The following is a 16,683-nucleotide window of genomic DNA, read 5'->3' as shown; positions in this document are numbered from 1 at the left end:
CAGTGCCGTGATGGGTGCCGCTGCCGTGGAGTTGTCGTCCGTCACCATCACGGGCTCCTTCTCTTTGTTCGGCTCACAGTGGGTGGGTGCGCCGCCCTCCCCCCGACGACCACGACGAAGCGGCACGGCGCCGGCACCACCCGTATCCCCGCCCCCACCGCCCCCGGCGCGGTGGCCAGGCGAACCGCCGCACCGAGGGGCCTACGCTGAACGTATGAGCAAGCAGATCGGACGCCGGAGCGTCGCGGGACTCCCGTCATGGGACCGCTGCGCGGTCATGGGGGTCGTGAACGTGACCCCGGACTCCTTCTCCGACGGAGGCCGCTGGTTCGACACGACGGCCGCCGTCAAGCACGGCCTCGACCTGATCTCCGAGGGCGCCGACCTGATCGACGTGGGCGGCGAGTCCACCCGCCCCGGCGCCACCCGTGTCGACGAGGAGGAGGAACTGCGCCGGGTCGTCCCGGTCGTCCGCGGTCTCGCCGCCGAAGGCGCGGTGATCTCCGTCGACACCATGCGCGCCTCGGTCGCCGAACAGGCCCTCGCCGCCGGCGCCCGTCTCGTCAACGACGTCAGCGGCGGCCTCGCCGACCCCGCGATGATCCCGGCGGTCGCCGCGAGCGGCGCGCCCTTCGTCGTCATGCACTGGCGCGGCTTCCTCGCGGGCGGCAACGTCCAGGGCTCCTACGACGACGTCGTCACCGAGGTCGTGGACGAGCTGCACGCGCGCGTACGGGCCGTCCTGGAGGGCGGGATCGCCGCCGACCGGGTCGTCGTCGACCCCGGCCTCGGCTTCTCCAAGCAGGCCGAGCACGACCTCGCGCTGCTCGCCGGTCTCGACCGGCTGAACTCGCTCGGCCACCCCGTCCTGGTCGCCGCCTCCCGGAAGCGGTTCCTGGGGCGGGTCCTGGCCGGGCCGCAGAGCGCACCGCCCCCCGCGCGGGAGCGCGACGCGGCCACCGCGGCCGTCTCCGCGCTCGCCGCGTACGCGGGCGCGTGGGCCGTACGGGTGCACGAGGTCAGCGCGACCGCGGACGCCGTACGCGTCGCCCGCGCGGTGGAAGAGGCCCGCGAGCAGAGCACCACCCCCTCCCCCGACGCTCAGCCGACCGAAGGAGCCAGGTGAGCGCCCCCCATACCGATGTCGAACAGGTGGAAGCCGCCAACACCGCCTTCTACGAGGCACTGGAGCGCGGCGACTTCGAGGCGGTGTCCACGCACTGGCTCACCCCCTCCGACCTCGGCGTCGACGAGGAGTACCACGACCCGGCGGACACCGGGGTGATCTCCTGTGTGCATCCGGGCTGGCCGGTGCTCACCGGACGCGGCGAAGTGCTGCGGTCGTACGCGCTGATCATGGCGAACACCGACTACATCCAGTTCTTCCTCACCGACGTCCATGTGTCCGTGACCGGCGACACCGCCCTGGTGACCTGCACCGAGAACATCCTCAGCGGCGGTCCCGCGCCCGAGGAGGGCGGGGAGCTGGGCCCTCTGGTGGGGCAGCTGGTGGTGGCCACGAACGTGTTCCGGCGCACCGACGACGGCTGGAAGCTCTGGTCGCACCACGCCTCCCCGGTCCTGGCCGAGCACGACGAGGACGAACCGGATGAACCACCCGCTCCGGACGACACGCTCTCCTGAGGGGGTCGCCGCACCGCACGACCCCTCATGGCCGGAGGGCCCATAAGGGTCGCCCCGCACCCCAGGGTGGTTGGAATCACCTACCCCTGGGTAGGCGCGGCTACCTACCCATGAGCGACCAGGTTCCCCAGGGGAAACGCCCGATGAATCCTCCGGCCCCCACCCGGCCCCGGACCCCCGCGGCCCGGGACTGTCAGTGCCCGCAGGTAGATTCGATCGAAGCCGCCCGTCCGCCCGCACACGGCACGGACCGGCCCCCACCGACGATTGCAGGAGTGATTCGCGTGGATCGTGTCGCGCTGCGCGGCCTGAAGGCCCGCGGGCACCACGGGGTGTTCCCCAAGGAGCGCGAGGAGGGCCAGACCTTCATCGTGGACCTGACCCTGGGGCTGGACACGCGCCCGGCGGCGGCCGACGACGACCTGGAGAAGACCGTCCACTACGGCATCGTCGCCGAGGAGGTCGTCGCCGTCGTCGAGGGCGAACCCGTCAACCTCATCGAGACGCTCGCCGAGCGCATCGCACAGGTCTGTCTGAAGCACGAAGGGGTCCAGCAGGTCGAGGTCTGCGTCCACAAACCGGACGCGCCGATCACGGTCCCCTTCGACGACGTGACCGTCACCATCACCCGGAGCCGAGTATGACCGCATTCACCGGGGGTCACAGCGACCCGACCGTACAGCCGGTGCCCGCCTCCGTCGTCGAGCAGGTCGACGCCGCCGACACCACCCTCCAGAACCCGCGAAGAGCCGTCATCGCCCTCGGCTCCAACCTGGGCAACCGTCTGGAGACCCTCCAGGGCGCCATCGACGCCCTGGAGGACACCCCGGGCGTCCGCGTCAAGGCGGTCTCACCGGTCTACGAGACCGAGCCCTGGGGCGTCGAAGCGGGCAGCCAGCCGTCGTACTTCAACGCGGTGGTGGTCCTCAAGACCACCCTCCCGCCCTCCTCCCTGCTGGAGCGGGCACACGCGGTCGAGGACGCCTTCCGCCGCGTCCGCGACGAGCGCTGGGGCCCGCGCACCCTCGACGTCGACATCGTCTCGTACGCGGACGTGGTCTCCGACGACCCACAGCTCACCCTCCCCCACCCCCGGGCCCACGAACGCGCCTTCGTGCTCGCGCCCTGGTACGACGTGGACCCCGAGGCCCTGCTGCCCGGTCAGGGCGCGATCGCCGACCTGCTGGCCGGTATCGGCCGCGAAGGTGTGGCGGCCCGCGCCGACCTGGAACTCCACCTGCCCGAATAGTCGTTAAGGTCAACACGACCGCGGGTCCGCCGCCCACGGTCGTACGGCGGCGGACCGTCCACCGACGACCGTTCACCGACGACCGCCCATGGACGACGTCCCATCGACGGGGGAGCTGAAGGAACACCGTGAGAGAGCTGCGCATCAGGCTGCTGATCGGCGTCTTCGTCGTCGCCGGAGTGCTGTCCTGGGCGGCTGCCCGCCTGTGGAACTCGGTGGGCACGCTCCCCAGCGTCCCGCTCGCCGCCCCCATCGTCCTCGCCCTGATCGCGGTCGTCCTGCTGTCCACCGCGCTCTCGCTGCGCGCCCGTCTCAAGGCGCAGCGCGAGCGCGAGCCGGGCGCCAAGGGCGTCGACCCGCTGATGGCCGCCCGCGCGGTCGTCTTCGGTCAGGCCAGCGCCCTGGTGGCCGCCCTGGTCGCCGGGATGTACGGCGGCACGGGCATCTTCCTGCTGGAGCTGCTCGACGTCCCGGCCCGTCGCGATCAAGCCATCTACGCCGGTCTCTCGGTCCTGGCGGGCATCGCCGTCATAGCGGCGGCCCTGTTCCTGGAGCATGTCTGCAAGCTCCCGGACGACGACGAGCACGACCACAACACCGGCGCGGCCCCGGCCGCCTGACCCCGCTCCCGCGCCGGGCGTCAGCGGGCCATGATCAGGCTCATCGCCTCGTTCCGGGTGGCCGCGTCCCGCAGCTGCCCCCGCACGGCCGAGGTGATCGTCTTGGCGCCCGGCTTGCGGATGCCCCGCATCGACATGCACATGTGCTCGCACTCCACGACCACGATCACACCGCGCGGCTCCAGGATCTCCATCAGCGAGTCCGCGATCTGCGTGGTCATCCGTTCCTGCACCTGCGGCCTGCGGGCGTAGACGTCCACCAGCCGGGCCAGCTTCGACAGCCCCGTGATCTTGCCGCTGGTCGACGGGATGTACCCGACATGCGCGACCCCCCGGAACGGAACGAGATGGTGCTCACAGGTCGAGTACACCTCGATGTCCTTCACCAGCACCATCTCGTCGTGCCCGAGGTCGAACGTCGTGGTCAGCACATCCTCCGGCTCCTGCCACAACCCCGCGAAGATCTCCTTGTACGCCCGCGCCACCCGCGCCGGCGTCTCCCTCAGGCCCTCCCGGTCCGGGTCCTCACCCACCGCGATGAGCAGCTCGCGTACGGCGTTCTCGGCACGCTTCTCGTCGAACTCGCCTATCGGGCGCTCGCCGTCCAGCGTCACGGGGTCGGTCATTGGTGCCTCGTTCCTGTGCGCGTCGCGCGGTGCCCGCGCGTCTCATCTGCGGGCATAGGGGAATGCCGCGCCCCCCAGGCTAGAACCAGGGGTGCACGGCATCCATTCCGGGCCGGATGGGGCCGAAGGACCCGTAAGCGCCCAGCGGGACGGAAACGGCTCCACCGAAGGCCGATCGCCGGAGCCGATCCATGAAGCCGGACCGGCGGAGCAAGACGACGGGGCCGATCGGCGGGGCCCGATCGGCGGGGCCGGACCAAGGGAGCCGACCGAGGAGACCGGACCAACGGAATCGACTGGCGGAGGGACCGCCGAAGCCGACCGAAAGATTCAACCGACGGACCCAGACCGGCGGAGCCGACGGCTGGCGGGGCAAGCCGACCAGCGGAGACGACCGGCAGAGCGACGGCGGAGCAACAGCCGAGCCACGGCCGAGCCGCGACCGACAGAGGAAGCCGACCAGCGGAGACGAGGCAGAGCCAGACCGGCCGAGCAGACGAGCCGTGCCGCCCCATGGCGCCGCCGAACGGAGCCGACCGACCGAGCCGACCGGCGGAACCGGGAAGCCCACGGCCGGAGCCGCAGAGCGGAGCACACCAAGCCGGGCCCAGACACCGGACGCGGCCAACCTCCCACCGGCGAGGCCCCCCAAGTCGACCGCCCCGGCCCAGAACGCCCGGCCGGAGCACCGACCGGAGCCCCCTCCCGACCAGAGCCCCCCCCTCCCGGCCGGAGCACCCGACCAGAGCCCCATCCCGACCAGAACGCGACCACAACTCCCACCCCACCCCGCCCAAACCAAAGGGCACCACCCACCCCTCCCAGGGTCGGCAGTGCCCTCCAGCTCAATCGGTGTCTCAGCAGATCGATCCTCGACCGATCCCCCGCTGATCAGCCCTCCGGCCGCTCCTCAGGAGCCGGCTCCGCCGCAGGAGCGGCAGGCTCCGTAGGCGTGGCCTTGGCCGTCGTGATCGCCGGAGTCGCTCCGTTGGCGCCGTTCGTCAGGGCCAGCTCCTTGGGGGAGAGCACCGGCGGACGGGTCGACGGGGTGCGGCGGGAGGAGCCGGTCCAGGCCGGCCGCGGGGGACGCTTGACGATCGTGGCGAAGACCTCGGCGATCTCCTCCTTGCCCAGCGTCTCCTTCTCCAGCAGCGCCAGCACGAGGTTGTCCAGGACGTCCCGGTTCTCGACCAGGATCTCCCACGCCTCGTTGTGCGCGTTCTCGATCAGCTTCTTGACTTCTTCGTCCACCAGCGCGGCGACCTCTTCCGAGTAGTCGCGCTGGTGCGCCATCTCACGGCCGAGGAAGGGCTCGGTGTTGTCGCCGCCGAACTTGATGGCGCCGAGCCGCTCGGTCATGCCGTACTGGGTGACCATCGCGCGGGCCGTGGTGGTGGCCTTCTCGATGTCGTTCGCGGCGCCCGTGGTCGGGTCGTGGAAGACCAGTTCCTCGGCCGCGCGACCCCCCAGCATGTAGGCGAGCTGGTCGAGCATCTCGTTGCGGGTGGTGGAGTACTTGTCCTCGTCCGGGAGCACCATCGTGTAGCCGAGGGCCCGGCCCCGGGACAGGATGGTGATCTTGTGGACCGGGTCGGAGTTCGGTGAGGCCGCCGCGACCAGGGCGTGTCCGCCCTCGTGGTACGCGGTGATCTTCTTCTCCTTGTCCGACATGATCCGGGTCCGCTTCTGCGGGCCCGCGACCACACGGTCGATCGCCTCGTCCAGCATCTGGTTGTCGATCAGCTTCTTGTCGCTGCGCGCCGTGAGGAGCGCGGCTTCGTTCAGCACGTTCGACAGGTCGGCGCCCGTGAAGCCCGGCGTGCGGCGGGCGACGGCGGACAGGTCGACGTCCGGGGCGACCGGCTTGCCCTTCTGGTGGACCTTGAGGATCTCCAGTCGGCCCTGCATGTCCGGACGGTCCACCGCGATCTGGCGGTCGAAACGGCCGGGGCGCAGCAGCGCCGGGTCGAGGATGTCGGGACGGTTGGTGGCGGCGATCAGGATCACACCGCCCTTGACGTCGAAGCCGTCCATCTCGACCAGCAGCTGGTTGAGGGTCTGCTCGCGCTCGTCGTGACCACCGCCGAGGCCGGCGCCGCGGTGGCGGCCGACCGCGTCGATCTCGTCGACGAAGACGATCGCCGGGGCGTTCGCCTTGGCCTGCTCGAAGAGGTCGCGGACCCGGGAGGCACCGACACCGACGAACATCTCGACGAAGTCGGACCCGGAGATCGAGTAGAACGGCACGCCCGCCTCGCCGGCCACGGCCCGCGCGAGGAGCGTCTTACCGGTGCCGGGAGGCCCGTAGAGCAGTACGCCCTTGGGGATCTTGGCGCCCACGGCCTGGAACTTCGCCGGCTCCTGGAGGAACTCCTTGATCTCGTGGAGTTCCTCGACCGCCTCGTCCGAACCGGCGACGTCCGCGAAGGTCGTCTTCGGTGTGTCCTTGGTGATGAGCTTGGCCTTCGACTTGCCGAAGTTCATCACCCGGGAGCCGCCGCCCTGCATCTGATTCATCAGGAACAGGAAGACGACGACGATCAGGACGAAGGGGAGCAGGGAGAGCAGAATGCCGACGAACGGGTTCTGCTTGGACGGCGAGACCGTATAGCCGTCCGGAATCTGCTTGTCCTGGTATTTCGTCTGCAACGTATTGGCGATGGTGACGCCCTGGTCGCCAATGTAGCTGGCCTGGATCTTGGAGCTGCCCTCGATCTTCTGGCCGTCCTTGAGCGTGACCTTGATGGTCTGCTCGTCGCCGGTGGTCAGCTTGGCCGCGTCCACCCGGTTCTCGTTGATCGCCTGGACGACCTGGCCGGTGTCCACCGTCTTGTAGCCGCCGGACGAGCCGACGACCTGCATCAACACGACCACGGCAAGGACGGCCAGCACGATCCACATGACCGGCCCACGGAAGTATCGCTTCACGTCCATCCACACGGAGCGGTGCCGCCCCGTCCCTCCTGCCATAGTGAGTTTGATAAGACAGTTCTTCTGAAGGTACCCCAGCATTGTCGCCCGAAGATGCAGGGGACGGCTGGCATTCCCGTCTACGCATGCTCCAACGGCGCGGAACCCGCTGGGGTTCCCGATCTGCTCGTTCCCCTTGGTCCGTCCGGATCAGCGGCACCGGCTGCCCGTACGGCGGGGGCGGCGGTCATCCCCGCCGCGGGGGCTCAGCCGCCGTAGACGTGGGGCGCGAGCGTGCCGACGAACGGCAGGTTGCGGTACTTCTCCGCGAAGTCCAGGCCGTAGCCGACGACGAACTCGTTGGGGATGTCGAAACCCACCCACTCGACGTCGATGGCGACCTTCGCCGCGTCGGGCTTGCGCAGCAGGGTGCACACCTTCAGCGACTCGGGCTCGCGCGAACCGAGGTTGGACAGCAGCCAGGACAGCGTCAGACCGGAGTCGATGATGTCCTCGACGATCAGTACATGCCGTCCCTTGATGTCGGTGTCGAGGTCCTTGAGGATGCGCACCACACCGGAGGACTGGGTGCCCGCGCCGTACGAGGACACCGCCATCCAGTCCATGGTGACGGGGGTGGACAGCGCTCGGGCGAGGTCGGCCATGACCATCACCGCGCCCTTGAGGACACCGACGAGAAGCAGGTCCTTGCCCGCGTACTCGGCGTCGATCTTGGCGGCCAGCTCGGTCAGCTTGGCGTCGATCTCTTCCTTGGTGATGAGCACCTGCTGGAGGTCGGCACCCATGTCTTTCGCGTCCACCCGCATCACTTTCGGTCGTCCCACCGGCTGACCGGGACCCCGCGCCGGAGGGGGTCCGGAGGGGTGTCGGTTCAGCCTTGCCGAATCACCAGTCTGCCACCCTGCCGCTGGGCGACGACTCTGCCCGGCAGGTTGATGGCCCCCTGGCCCCGCCAGCCGGTGATCAGCCGGTCCACTTCCTCGATGTGGCGCGCGAACAGCGAACCCGCCGGAGCGCCCGCCTCGATCGCCGCGCGCCGCAGCACCCGGCGGCGGACGGCGGGCGGCAGCGCGTAGAGCTTGGCGCACTCCAGCAGTCCCGCGGAGTCCCGTACGGCGCTCTCGGCCTGGCGGGCCCAGGCGTCGAGGGCGTCGGCGTCGTCCCGGGACAGCTGGGCCGTCCGGGCGAGCGCCTCCACCACGCCTTTGCCGAGCGCCTTCTCCAGGGCGGGCAGGCCCTCGTGGCGCAGCCGGGAGCGGGTGTAGGCGGGGTCCGCGTTGTGCGGGTCGTCCCAGACGGGCAGGGACTGGACCATGCACGCCTTGCGGGCGGTCTGCCGGTCGAGTTGGAGGAAGGGGCGCCGGTAACGGCCGTCGGCCCCCGAGACCGCGGCCATCCCGGACAGGGAACGGATGCCGGAGCCACGCGCGAGCCCGAGCAGTACGGTCTCGGCCTGGTCGTCCCGGGTGTGTCCGAGCAGGACGGCGACGGCGCCATGGCGCTCGGCCGCTGCGTCCAGCGCGGCGTAGCGGGCGTCACGGGCGGCGGCCTCGGGCCCTACCCGGCGTCCGCCGCCGCCCGCGTACACGGCACCATGCGCGGCGTTGGCGGACTCGCTGCCGATGGTGACGGCGGTGGCCTCGACCGGGTCCAGGCCGAGCCCGCGCAGCCGCTCGACGACTTCCTCGGCGCGCGCGGCGGAGCCCTGCTGGAGTCCGTGGTCGACGGTGATGCCACCGGCCCGGACACCGAGGCGGGGGGCTTCGAAGGCGAGGGCGGAGGCGAGCGCCATGGAGTCGGCGCCGCCGGAACAGGCGACGAGTACGAGCGGGGACGGCGGACGCTCGTAGGGGCCGGTGCGACCCGGCAGACCAGTGCGCCCCGAACGGCCGGTGCGGCCGGTGAGCGCGGTGCGGCCGGCGGGTCCGGCCGGGGCCGTGCCGACGCGGCCGGCGACGAGGGCGGTCGCACCGGTGGGGCGGGCGGCGGCCGTGCTGCCGGTGGGGTCGGGGATACGGCTGTGTTCGGTGAGGATGTCGTGGAGGACGCGGCGGACCGCCAGGCGTATCGCCGCGACCGCAGGATGGGGACCCATGTCCGGTTCCCTTCATGAAGTTTTCGGTGGGGGTGAACCCGGGTTCGGTCACTCAGAGTGTGTAGATGGTGACAGAACCGAGCGGTTCCCCGAGCATTGCACGCCTGCCCAGGGCTCACGGTCCCTCGGACGGGTGATTGCAGGGGCGTTCGACTGCCGTCGGCCGGAACCGGTTCACCACGTCACTCGGGATTCACGTCGCACACCCTCGGTTCACGACTCCGCCTTGCGGTGCACCCGTGCGATCCAGTCCGCCGGTTTGGCGATCTCCGTCTTCGTGGGCAAGGTGTTGGGCGAGGTCCATACACGGTTGAAACCGTCCATGCCGACCTCCTCGACGACCGCCCGTACGAATCGCTCGCCGTCCCGGTACTGCCGCAGCTTGGCGTCCAGGCCGAGCAGCTTGCGCAGCGCGAGGTCGAGGCGGGAGGCGCCCTTGGCACGGCGTTGCTGGAACTTCTCCCGGATCTCCCCGACGGACGGCACCACGGCCGGGCCGACACCGTCCATCACGAAGTCCGCGTGTCCCTCAAGCAACGACATGACGGCGGTCAGCCGGCCGAGGATCTCGCGCTGTCCGGGGGTCTGCACGATCTCCACCAGGGAGCGCCCGCCGTCGTCCTCCTCGCCCTCCGGACGCCCGCCCGCGAGCGACTGCGCGGCCTCCCGGATGCGCTCCAGCACGGTCATGGGATCGACCTCGGTCTCGCCCAGGAACGACTGGATTTCGCCCTCCAGATGGTCCCGCAGCCATGGAACGGCCGAGAACTGCGTCCGGTGGGTCTCCTCATGCAGACACACCCACAGCCGGAAGTCGTGCGGCTGCACGTCGAGTTCGCGCTCCACATGGACGATGTTCGGCGCGACGAGCAGCAGCCGGCCGCCGTTCTTCTCACCGGCCGGGAGGTCGCGGCTGGCCGGGGCGAACGTCTCGTACTGGCCGAGGACGCGCGAGGACAGGAACGACAGCAGCATGCCCAGCTCGACGCCGGTCACCTTGCCGCCGACCGCGCCGAGCACGGCCCCGCCCGGCGTGCTGCCGCGACGTTCCTGCATCTTCTCCAGGAGGGGTTTCAGGATCTCCCGGAACCCGGCGACGTTCGCCCGCACCCACCCCGGGCGGTCGACCACCAGGACCGGGGTGTCATGGGTCTCCTCGGTCCCCATCCGGGTGAATCCCCGGACGTGTTCCTCGGACGCTCTGGCATGGCGGCGCAGCTCCGCGACGACGGCACGGGCCTCGTCACGGCTCACCTCGGGGCCCGGCCGCACCAGCCGGGTCGCGGTCGCCACCGCGAGATTCCAGTCGACCATCTCGGCACCACCGATGCTCGTCATGCGCTCAACGGTACGTGAGCGCTGCCGCTGGGGGCAGGCTGTGCGGTCGGCGGGCGCCCGCGGAGCCCACGTCGGCGGCGGTGAGCCGAGCCGCGCGGCCGGGGGCGCCCCCTACGGGACGCCCGCGGCCGGGGGCGCCCCCTACGGGACGCCTCGCGGGGTCCGTCCGACGCGGGGCGGCCGACGGGAGGCGCCTCCTACGGGACACCTCCGCGGACGGGCCCCGTCCAGCGAAGGCGGCACCGCGCGGGACGCCCGCCGGGACACGCCGTGGGCCCCTCTGGAGACCGCCCCATGGACGCCGTACAAGGACCGCGCCCTTCGAGCCGTCCAGCCGGTCCCGCACTACGAACGCGTCAGGCGACCCCCGATAGGCCCTCCCATGGGCCCTCCCCCGATGGGCCCTCCGCCCAAGGCCCCGCTCCGAAGCCCGCCCCATGGACCCTCGCCCACGGGACAGCCCCCTAGGAGCCCGTCAACGGCAAGCGCACCCCGCCACCGCCGAAGCCATCCCGTCCAGTGCCGTCTGTGCCGCCCCCGGGTCGGTCGTGTCGGAGGCGAGGAAGGCGAAGGCGAGGACCCGGCCGCTGGGCGTCACCGCGGTGCCGGACAGTGTGTTGACGCCGGTCAGGGTGCCGGTCTTGGCCCTTACGACACCGGCGGCGCCGTCGCCGTAGCGGGCGCTCAGCGTGCCGGTGAAGCCCGCGACCGGCAGCCCCGTGAGCGTGGGGCGCAGTGCGGGGAGGTCGGGGTCGGCGGCCTTGGCGAGCAGGGCGGTGAGCAGGTCGGCGGTGAGCCGGTCGTCGCGGTCGAGGCCGCTGCCGTCCTTGAAGGCGGCGCCCTTGACCGGCAGTCCCAGGTTCTTGAGGCCCGCCCGCATCGCCGTACCGGCCCCCTTGAAGTCGGCGCGTTCGCCCGCGGCGACGGCGACGTGCCGGGCGAGGGCCTCCGCGATGTCGTTGTCGCTGTGCGTCAGCATCCGCTCGACCAGGGTGGACAGCGGGGGCGAGGAGACGGTCGCCAGGGTGTCCGCGCGGGAGGTCGCCTTGGACGGGCCCGGGGCCGTCGACGTGATGCCGTGCTGCTTGAGGAAGCCCGCGAAGGACCGGGTGGCCTGGGCCGCGGGGTCGGTGTGACGCGGCGCCGGACCGCTGGTGGAGCCGTCGGTACGCGCCTCGTCGGCCATGAGCGGGGTGACGACGGCGAGGTTGTCGTTGACCCCGATCGGGTGGAGTCCGTCCCCGGCGTAGAGGGTGGTGTCGTAGGAGAGCGTGACCTCGGTGACGCCACGTTTCTTCAGTTCCCCGGCGGTCCGCTCGGCGAGGGCGCGCAGGCTGGCCCAGCCGCCCGTCTTCGCGCGTGCGGTGAGCGTGGGGTCGCCGCCGCCGACGAGGACGACCTCGTTGGTGTCGGGCTCGAACGCGGCCCGGGTGGTGAGGCGGTGGTCGGCGCCGAGCGCGGACAGCGCGGCGACGGCGGTGGCGATCTTCGTGGTGGAGGCCGGGGTGAGCGACCGGCCGGAGTCCTGGCCGTAGAGCCGCTGTCCGGTGGTGACGTCGACGACGGAAGCGGCCCTGCGGTCGCCGAGTCCGGCGTCCTTGAGGAGCGGGCCGAGAATCCCGGCGAGGTCCTTGCCGCCGTTCGGGGCGGCCTTCACCCCACCGGCCGGGCCCGTGGCCACGCCCAGACCCTCCAGAACCGACGCGGCGCTGGGGGCCGGACGGGGGGCTCCGGCGGACGTACCGGAATTACGACCGTGATCTGCGCCACCCGAATCCCGCTGTGCGGCGGCCACATCGCGCTCCGCCGTGCGCTGCCCGGTGGTGTCGAAAGGCCCCGCGGCGGTCACCACACCGGCCGCCAGCGCGACCCCGACGGCCGTCGCACCGGTCGTGAACTGCCAGGTCTTCACCGTGGTCACTCGCTTGACCTGCGGTTTCACGGCCTGGGCCCAGCGCGCCACCTGCGGCTTCGCGGCCCTCGCGGCCCGCGTGAGCCGCGGTCGTACGGCGCGCGCGAGCCGTCTCACACGCGGTCTCGCCCGCCAGCGACCCTGTTCGGGCACGACCACCAGCCCCTTTCGCGATCACACACCTGCGTGAGGGACACTTAACCACCAGAACTGTGTGTTGATCATGGAGGAGCCACCGGTGGAGTTCGACGTCACGATCGAGATCCCGAAGGGTTCGCGCAACAAGTATGAGGTGGACCACGAGACCGGTCGTATCCGCCTGGACCGCCGACTCTTCACCTCGACCAGCTACCCGGCGGACTACGGCTTCGTCGAGAACACCCTCGGCGAGGACGGCGACCCGCTGGACGCGCTGGTCATCCTGGAGGAGCCGACCTTCCCGGGCTGTCTGATCACCTGCCGGGCGATCGGCATGTTCCGGATGACCGACGAGGCCGGCGGCGACGACAAGCTGCTGTGTGTCCCGGCGTCCGACCCCCGGGTGGAGCACCTGCGCGACATCCACCACGTGTCGGAGTTCGACCGCCTGGAGATCCAGCACTTCTTCGAGGTGTACAAGGACCTGGAGCCCGGCAAGTCCGTGGAGGGCGCCAACTGGGTGGGGCGCACCGACGCCGAGGCCGAGATCGAGCGGTCCTACAAGCGCTTCAAGGAGCAGGGCGGCCACTGAGCCTCCCGCACCGTCCCCGGCCGACCGGGGGAAGGCCGTACGCACACCGCGTGCGGCCTTTCGCTTGTCTGTGCGCATACTGAGGCCGTTGGGACCGCAGTCGTACAGGGAGCGCTGCTTTAAGTGACGGACGCGGAGGACCGCAAACCGCATTCGGACGAGTCCCGGGGCGTTTTCGATCCGGAGGTGACGTCCGAGTTCGCGATTCCGGCGGGCCTGGACGTGTCGAAGGCGGGTGCCGAGCCGGAGACGACGTCCGAGTTCGCCGTGCCCGAGGGGCTGGACGTCCCGGCGCCGGGCGCGGCCGAGTCGGAGGGGTCGGCCTTCACCACGCCGAGCACCTACAGCGCGGGACAGGCGCCGCCCGCGTTCACCCCGCCGGACGGGCTGCCGAGGGTGAGTCTGACCAAGGACGCGCCCTGGCAGGACCGGATGCGCACGATGCTGCGGATGCCGGTGGCGGAACGGCCCGCTCCGGAGGCCGCGCAGAAGGCGGACGACGCCGGTCCGGCCGTCCCGCGCGTGCTCGACCTGACCCTGCGCATCGGGGAGCTGCTGCTCGCGGGCGGTGAGGGCGCGGAGGATGTGGAGGCGGCGATGTTCGCCGTGTGCCGCTCCTATGGGCTGGACCGCTGCGAGCCGACCGTCACCTTCACCCTGCTGTCCATCTCGCACCAGCCGTCGCTGGTCGACGATCCGGTGACCGCCTCGCGGACCGTGCGCCGCCGGGCCACCGACTACACCCGGCTCGCGGCCGTGTTCCGGCTGGTGGACGATCTCAGCGACCCCGAGAACCATCTCTCCCTGGAGGAGGCGTACCGGCGCCTCGCCGAGATCCGGCGCAACCGGCACCCCTATCCGACCTGGGTGCTGACCCTCGCCAGCGGGCTGCTGGCGGGCGCCGCCTCGATACTGGTCGGCGGTGACGTCCTGGTGTTCTTCGCGGCGGCGATCGGCGCGATGCTGGGCGACCGGCTCGCGTGGTGGTTCGCCGCGCGGGGACTGCCGGAGTTCTACCAGTTCGTGGTCGCGGCGATGCCACCGGCCGCGGTCGGGATCACGCTGGCCGTGGCCCATATCGACGTCCGGGCGTCCGCGGTGATCACCGGTGGGCTGTTCGCGCTGCTGCCGGGACGGGCGCTGGTCGCGGGCGTGCAGGACGGGCTGACCGGCTTCTACATCACCGCCGCCGCGCGCCTTCTTGAGGTCATGTACCTGTTCGTCGGGATCGTCGTCGGGGTGCTCGTCGTCCTGTACTTCGGTGTCCAGCTGGGCGCCCAGCTGAACCCGGACGCCGCCCTGATGATCGCCGAGCGGCCGGGCATCCAGATCGCCGCCTCGATGCTGCTCTCCCTCACCTTCGCGGTACTGCTCCAGCAGGAACGATCCACCGTGCTCGCCGTCACCCTGAACGGCGGGGTCGCCTGGTGCGTCTACGGCGCCATGCACTACGCCGGGAATCTCTCCCCGGTCGCCTCCACGGCCGTCGCCGCAGGGCTGGTCGGCCTCTTCGGACAGCTGCTGTCCCGGTACCGGTACGCGTCCGCGCTGCCGTACACCACGGCCGCGATCGGGCCGCTGCTGCCGGGCTCCGCGACCTACTTCGGTGTCCTGTCCATCGCCCAGAACGAGGTCAACAGCGGACTGGCCTCCCTGACCAAGGCGGCGGCCCTGGCCATGGCCATCGCCATCGGAGTGAACCTCGGCGCGGAACTGTCCCGTCTGTTCCTACGGGTCCCCGGCGCGGCGACCGCGGGCCGCCGAGCGGCAAAACGGACCCGGGGCTTCTGAAACACGGGCGCACGAGCCGTCCCGGGGGGGGCGGGGGCTGTGGGGGTGGGGGCCGTGGGGGTGGGATGGCCCGCCGGTGCGCCCGGCGGGCGGGGAGGATCGGCGCCGGTATGCCTATCGGGCCGCGAAGATCCGCGGGTGTGCCCGGCGGGCCCGCGATCGGCGGTCAGCCCTGGTTGTAGGGATACTGCCCCGGCTGCTGCGGGTGGTTCTGGGGGTACTGCTGGGGCGGGTACTGCTGCTGCGGATACGGCTGCTGGGTCTGGGGCTGGCCGTAGTACTGGTCCTGCCGGGGGTCGTGGCGGGGGTCCTGCCCGGGGGCCTGCGGCTGGCCGCCGTAGCCCTGCTGCGGGTACTGCTGCTGCTGGGGGTAACCCTGGTTGCCATGGCCCTGGCCTTGGCCGTGGCCACCGTGGTTGCCCGGATGGCCCTGGTTGCCCGGATGGCCCTGGTTGGCCTGCGGAGCACCGGGCTGATGGGTGCCCGGGGCCGGGGGGACGCGGCGGAGCTGGGTCGTCGCGTCGTCCATGGCGGGGGGCTGCTGACCGTAGGGGTACGGCTGCTGCTGCGGGGTCTGCTGGTACTCCTGCCGGGCGTCGGGCTGGGGGTTGTTCTTCTTCTGCCGCCGGGCGCGCAGCACCTCGAAGATGATCGGCAGGACGGAGATCAGGACGATCAGGATCAGGATCGCCTCGATGTTCTGCTTGACGAAGGCGATATTGCCGAGCCAGGAGCCCAGCAGGGTGACCCCGGCGCCCCACAGGACACCGCCGACGACGTTGAACACCAGGAACGAGCGGTACCGCATCCCGCTGACGCCCGCGATGATCGGCGTGAAGGTCCGCACGATCGGCACGAAGCGGGCCAGGACCAGGGACTTCGGGCCGTGCTTCTCGAAGAACTCGTGCGCCTTGTGCACATTCTCTTGCTTGAAGAGTCTGGAGTCCGGACGGGTGAACAACGCCGGACCGACCTTCTTGCCGAACATATAGCCCACCTGGTCGCCCACGATCGCGGCGATGACGATGAGCACGACCGCGCCCCACAGCGGGAAGTCCAGCTGCCCGGAAGTGATCAGCAGACCAGCCGTGAAGAGCAGGGAGTCACCCGGCAGGAAGAACCCGATCAACAGACCGGACTCGGCGAAGACGATCAGGAGCAGGCCCCAGATGCCGAAGTTGTCGAGCAGGTTGTTCGGATCGAGCCAGCTCGGTCCGAGGGCAAGCGTCGTCACGATTCCTGGCTCCTGAAAGGGTGTTGAGAACTACGGCGTCCGTACGGCCGGACAAAGCTATCAACGCAGTCTGTCCGTCCCAGGTTCCACCCGTGCCTCCAGGATGCACTGTGCGCCAAGGGGGACCAAGCTGTGAGCCATGGGCATGGACGACTACGGCGGCGGGCAGAGCCCCGAGCCCGAGGTACTCGTCGTGACGACGAACGACGCACCGGGCTACCGCGTGGACAAGGTGATCGGTGAGGTCTTCGGACTGACCGTGCGCTCCCGGCATCTCGGCAGCCAGCTCGGCGCCGGGCTGAAGTCGCTGGTCGGCGGCGAGCTGCGCGGGCTGACCAAGACGCTGGTACAGACCCGCAACCAGGCCATGGAGCGGCTGGTGGAGCAGGCCCGCTCCCGTGGCGCCAATGGCGTACTGATGTTCCGCTTCGATGTCACCGAGGCCGCCGACGTCGGCACGGAGGTGTGCGCCTACGGCACCGCGGTGGTCCTCGTCCGGGAGTGACCGTCCCC

15 protein-coding genes are annotated in these 16,683 nt (G+C 71.0%); 8 read left to right on the top strand and 7 right to left on the bottom strand.

Translation table 11 applies throughout. From position 1 onward, the window contains the following. Positions 1–214 precede the first annotated feature (214 nt). The 5 genes from folP to AB0D49_RS35755 all read left to right on the top strand — a co-directional run bounded on the left by folP (position 215) and on the right by AB0D49_RS35755 (position 3,513). A complete protein-coding gene (gene folP, locus AB0D49_RS35775) occupies positions 215–1,126 on the top strand; it encodes a dihydropteroate synthase (protein ID WP_362766261.1) in 912 nt (303 codons plus the stop codon). After that, a complete protein-coding gene (locus AB0D49_RS35770) occupies positions 1,123–1,644 on the top strand; it encodes a nuclear transport factor 2 family protein (protein WP_362766258.1) in 522 nt (173 codons plus the stop codon). The genes folP and AB0D49_RS35770 overlap by 4 nt, the downstream gene beginning before the upstream one ends. A gap of 284 nt (positions 1,645–1,928) precedes the next feature. Continuing rightward, a complete protein-coding gene (folB, locus tag AB0D49_RS35765) occupies positions 1,929–2,288 on the top strand; it encodes a dihydroneopterin aldolase (RefSeq protein WP_362766255.1) in 360 nt (119 codons plus the stop codon). After that, positions 2,285–2,893: a 2-amino-4-hydroxy-6-hydroxymethyldihydropteridine diphosphokinase gene (folK, locus tag AB0D49_RS35760; RefSeq protein WP_362766252.1), complete on the top strand. Its 609-nt coding sequence runs from the start codon at positions 2,285–2,287 to the stop codon at positions 2,891–2,893. Before folB ends, folK begins: the two co-directional genes overlap by 4 nt. Before the next feature lie 128 nt (positions 2,894–3,021). Further along, positions 3,022–3,513: a DUF3180 domain-containing protein gene (locus tag AB0D49_RS35755; protein WP_362766249.1), complete on the top strand. Its 492-nt coding sequence runs from the start codon at positions 3,022–3,024 to the stop codon at positions 3,511–3,513. 20 nt (positions 3,514–3,533) lie between these two features. On the opposite strand, the gene folE is transcribed toward AB0D49_RS35755, so the two are convergent. From folE to dacB, 6 genes are all read right to left on the bottom strand, one after another. Beyond that, positions 3,534–4,139: a GTP cyclohydrolase I FolE gene (gene folE / locus AB0D49_RS35750; RefSeq protein WP_362766246.1), complete on the bottom strand. Its 606-nt coding sequence runs from the start codon at positions 4,137–4,139 to the stop codon at positions 3,534–3,536. Positions 4,140–5,030: 891 nt separating this feature from the next. After that, positions 5,031–7,073, bottom strand: coding sequence for an ATP-dependent zinc metalloprotease FtsH (ftsH, locus tag AB0D49_RS35745; RefSeq protein WP_362766243.1), 2,043 nt, complete (start codon positions 7,071–7,073; stop codon positions 5,031–5,033). Between the two features lie 242 nt (positions 7,074–7,315). Next, on the bottom strand, positions 7,316–7,876 hold the full coding sequence (hpt, locus tag AB0D49_RS35740; RefSeq protein WP_362766289.1) for a hypoxanthine phosphoribosyltransferase: 561 nt from the start codon (positions 7,874–7,876) through the stop codon (positions 7,316–7,318). A 65-nt stretch (positions 7,877–7,941) separates the two neighbouring features. Further along, positions 7,942–9,165 carry a tRNA lysidine(34) synthetase TilS gene (gene tilS, locus AB0D49_RS35735; protein WP_362766240.1) on the bottom strand — a complete coding sequence of 408 codons (1,224 nt, stop codon included), beginning with the start codon at positions 9,163–9,165 and terminating at the stop codon, positions 7,942–7,944. A gap of 213 nt (positions 9,166–9,378) precedes the next feature. Beyond that, on the bottom strand, positions 9,379–10,503 hold the full coding sequence (locus AB0D49_RS35730) for a zinc-dependent metalloprotease (RefSeq protein ID WP_362766237.1): 1,125 nt from the start codon (positions 10,501–10,503) through the stop codon (positions 9,379–9,381). A 475-nt stretch (positions 10,504–10,978) separates the two neighbouring features. After that, positions 10,979–12,532, bottom strand: coding sequence for a D-alanyl-D-alanine carboxypeptidase/D-alanyl-D-alanine-endopeptidase (gene dacB / locus AB0D49_RS35725; RefSeq protein ID WP_362766234.1), 1,554 nt, complete (start codon positions 12,530–12,532; stop codon positions 10,979–10,981). A 121-nt stretch (positions 12,533–12,653) separates the two neighbouring features. Between dacB and AB0D49_RS35720 the strand changes: the two genes are divergently transcribed. Then, a complete protein-coding gene (locus tag AB0D49_RS35720) occupies positions 12,654–13,145 on the top strand; it encodes an inorganic diphosphatase (RefSeq protein ID WP_355745171.1) in 492 nt (163 codons plus the stop codon). A 123-nt stretch (positions 13,146–13,268) separates the two neighbouring features. After that, positions 13,269–14,936 (top strand): threonine/serine exporter family protein, encoded by a 1,668-nt coding sequence (locus AB0D49_RS35715; protein WP_362766229.1) that lies wholly within the window; start codon positions 13,269–13,271, stop codon positions 14,934–14,936. Between the two features lie 166 nt (positions 14,937–15,102). Here the strand turns inward: AB0D49_RS35715 and AB0D49_RS35710 are convergent, their stop codons facing one another. Beyond that, the gene (locus AB0D49_RS35710) at positions 15,103–16,170 is read right to left on the bottom strand and encodes a VTT domain-containing protein (RefSeq protein WP_362766226.1); all 1,068 of its coding nucleotides are present in this window, start codon (positions 16,168–16,170) and stop codon (positions 15,103–15,105) included. 139 nt (positions 16,171–16,309) lie between these two features. On the opposite strand from AB0D49_RS35710, the gene AB0D49_RS35705 reads away from it, so the two are divergent. Further along, complete coding sequence (locus tag AB0D49_RS35705) at positions 16,310–16,675, top strand: YbjQ family protein (RefSeq protein ID WP_362766224.1); 366 nt, start codon at positions 16,310–16,312, stop codon at positions 16,673–16,675. Positions 16,676–16,683 lie beyond the last annotated feature (8 nt).

It is taken from the genome of Streptomyces sp. NPDC048290 (assembly GCF_040652095.1).
Taxonomy (GTDB): Bacteria; Actinomycetota; Actinomycetes; order Streptomycetales; family Streptomycetaceae; genus Streptomyces.
Note: the sequence above shows the minus strand (reverse complement) of the source record. Positions and strands in the feature narration are given on the sequence as shown.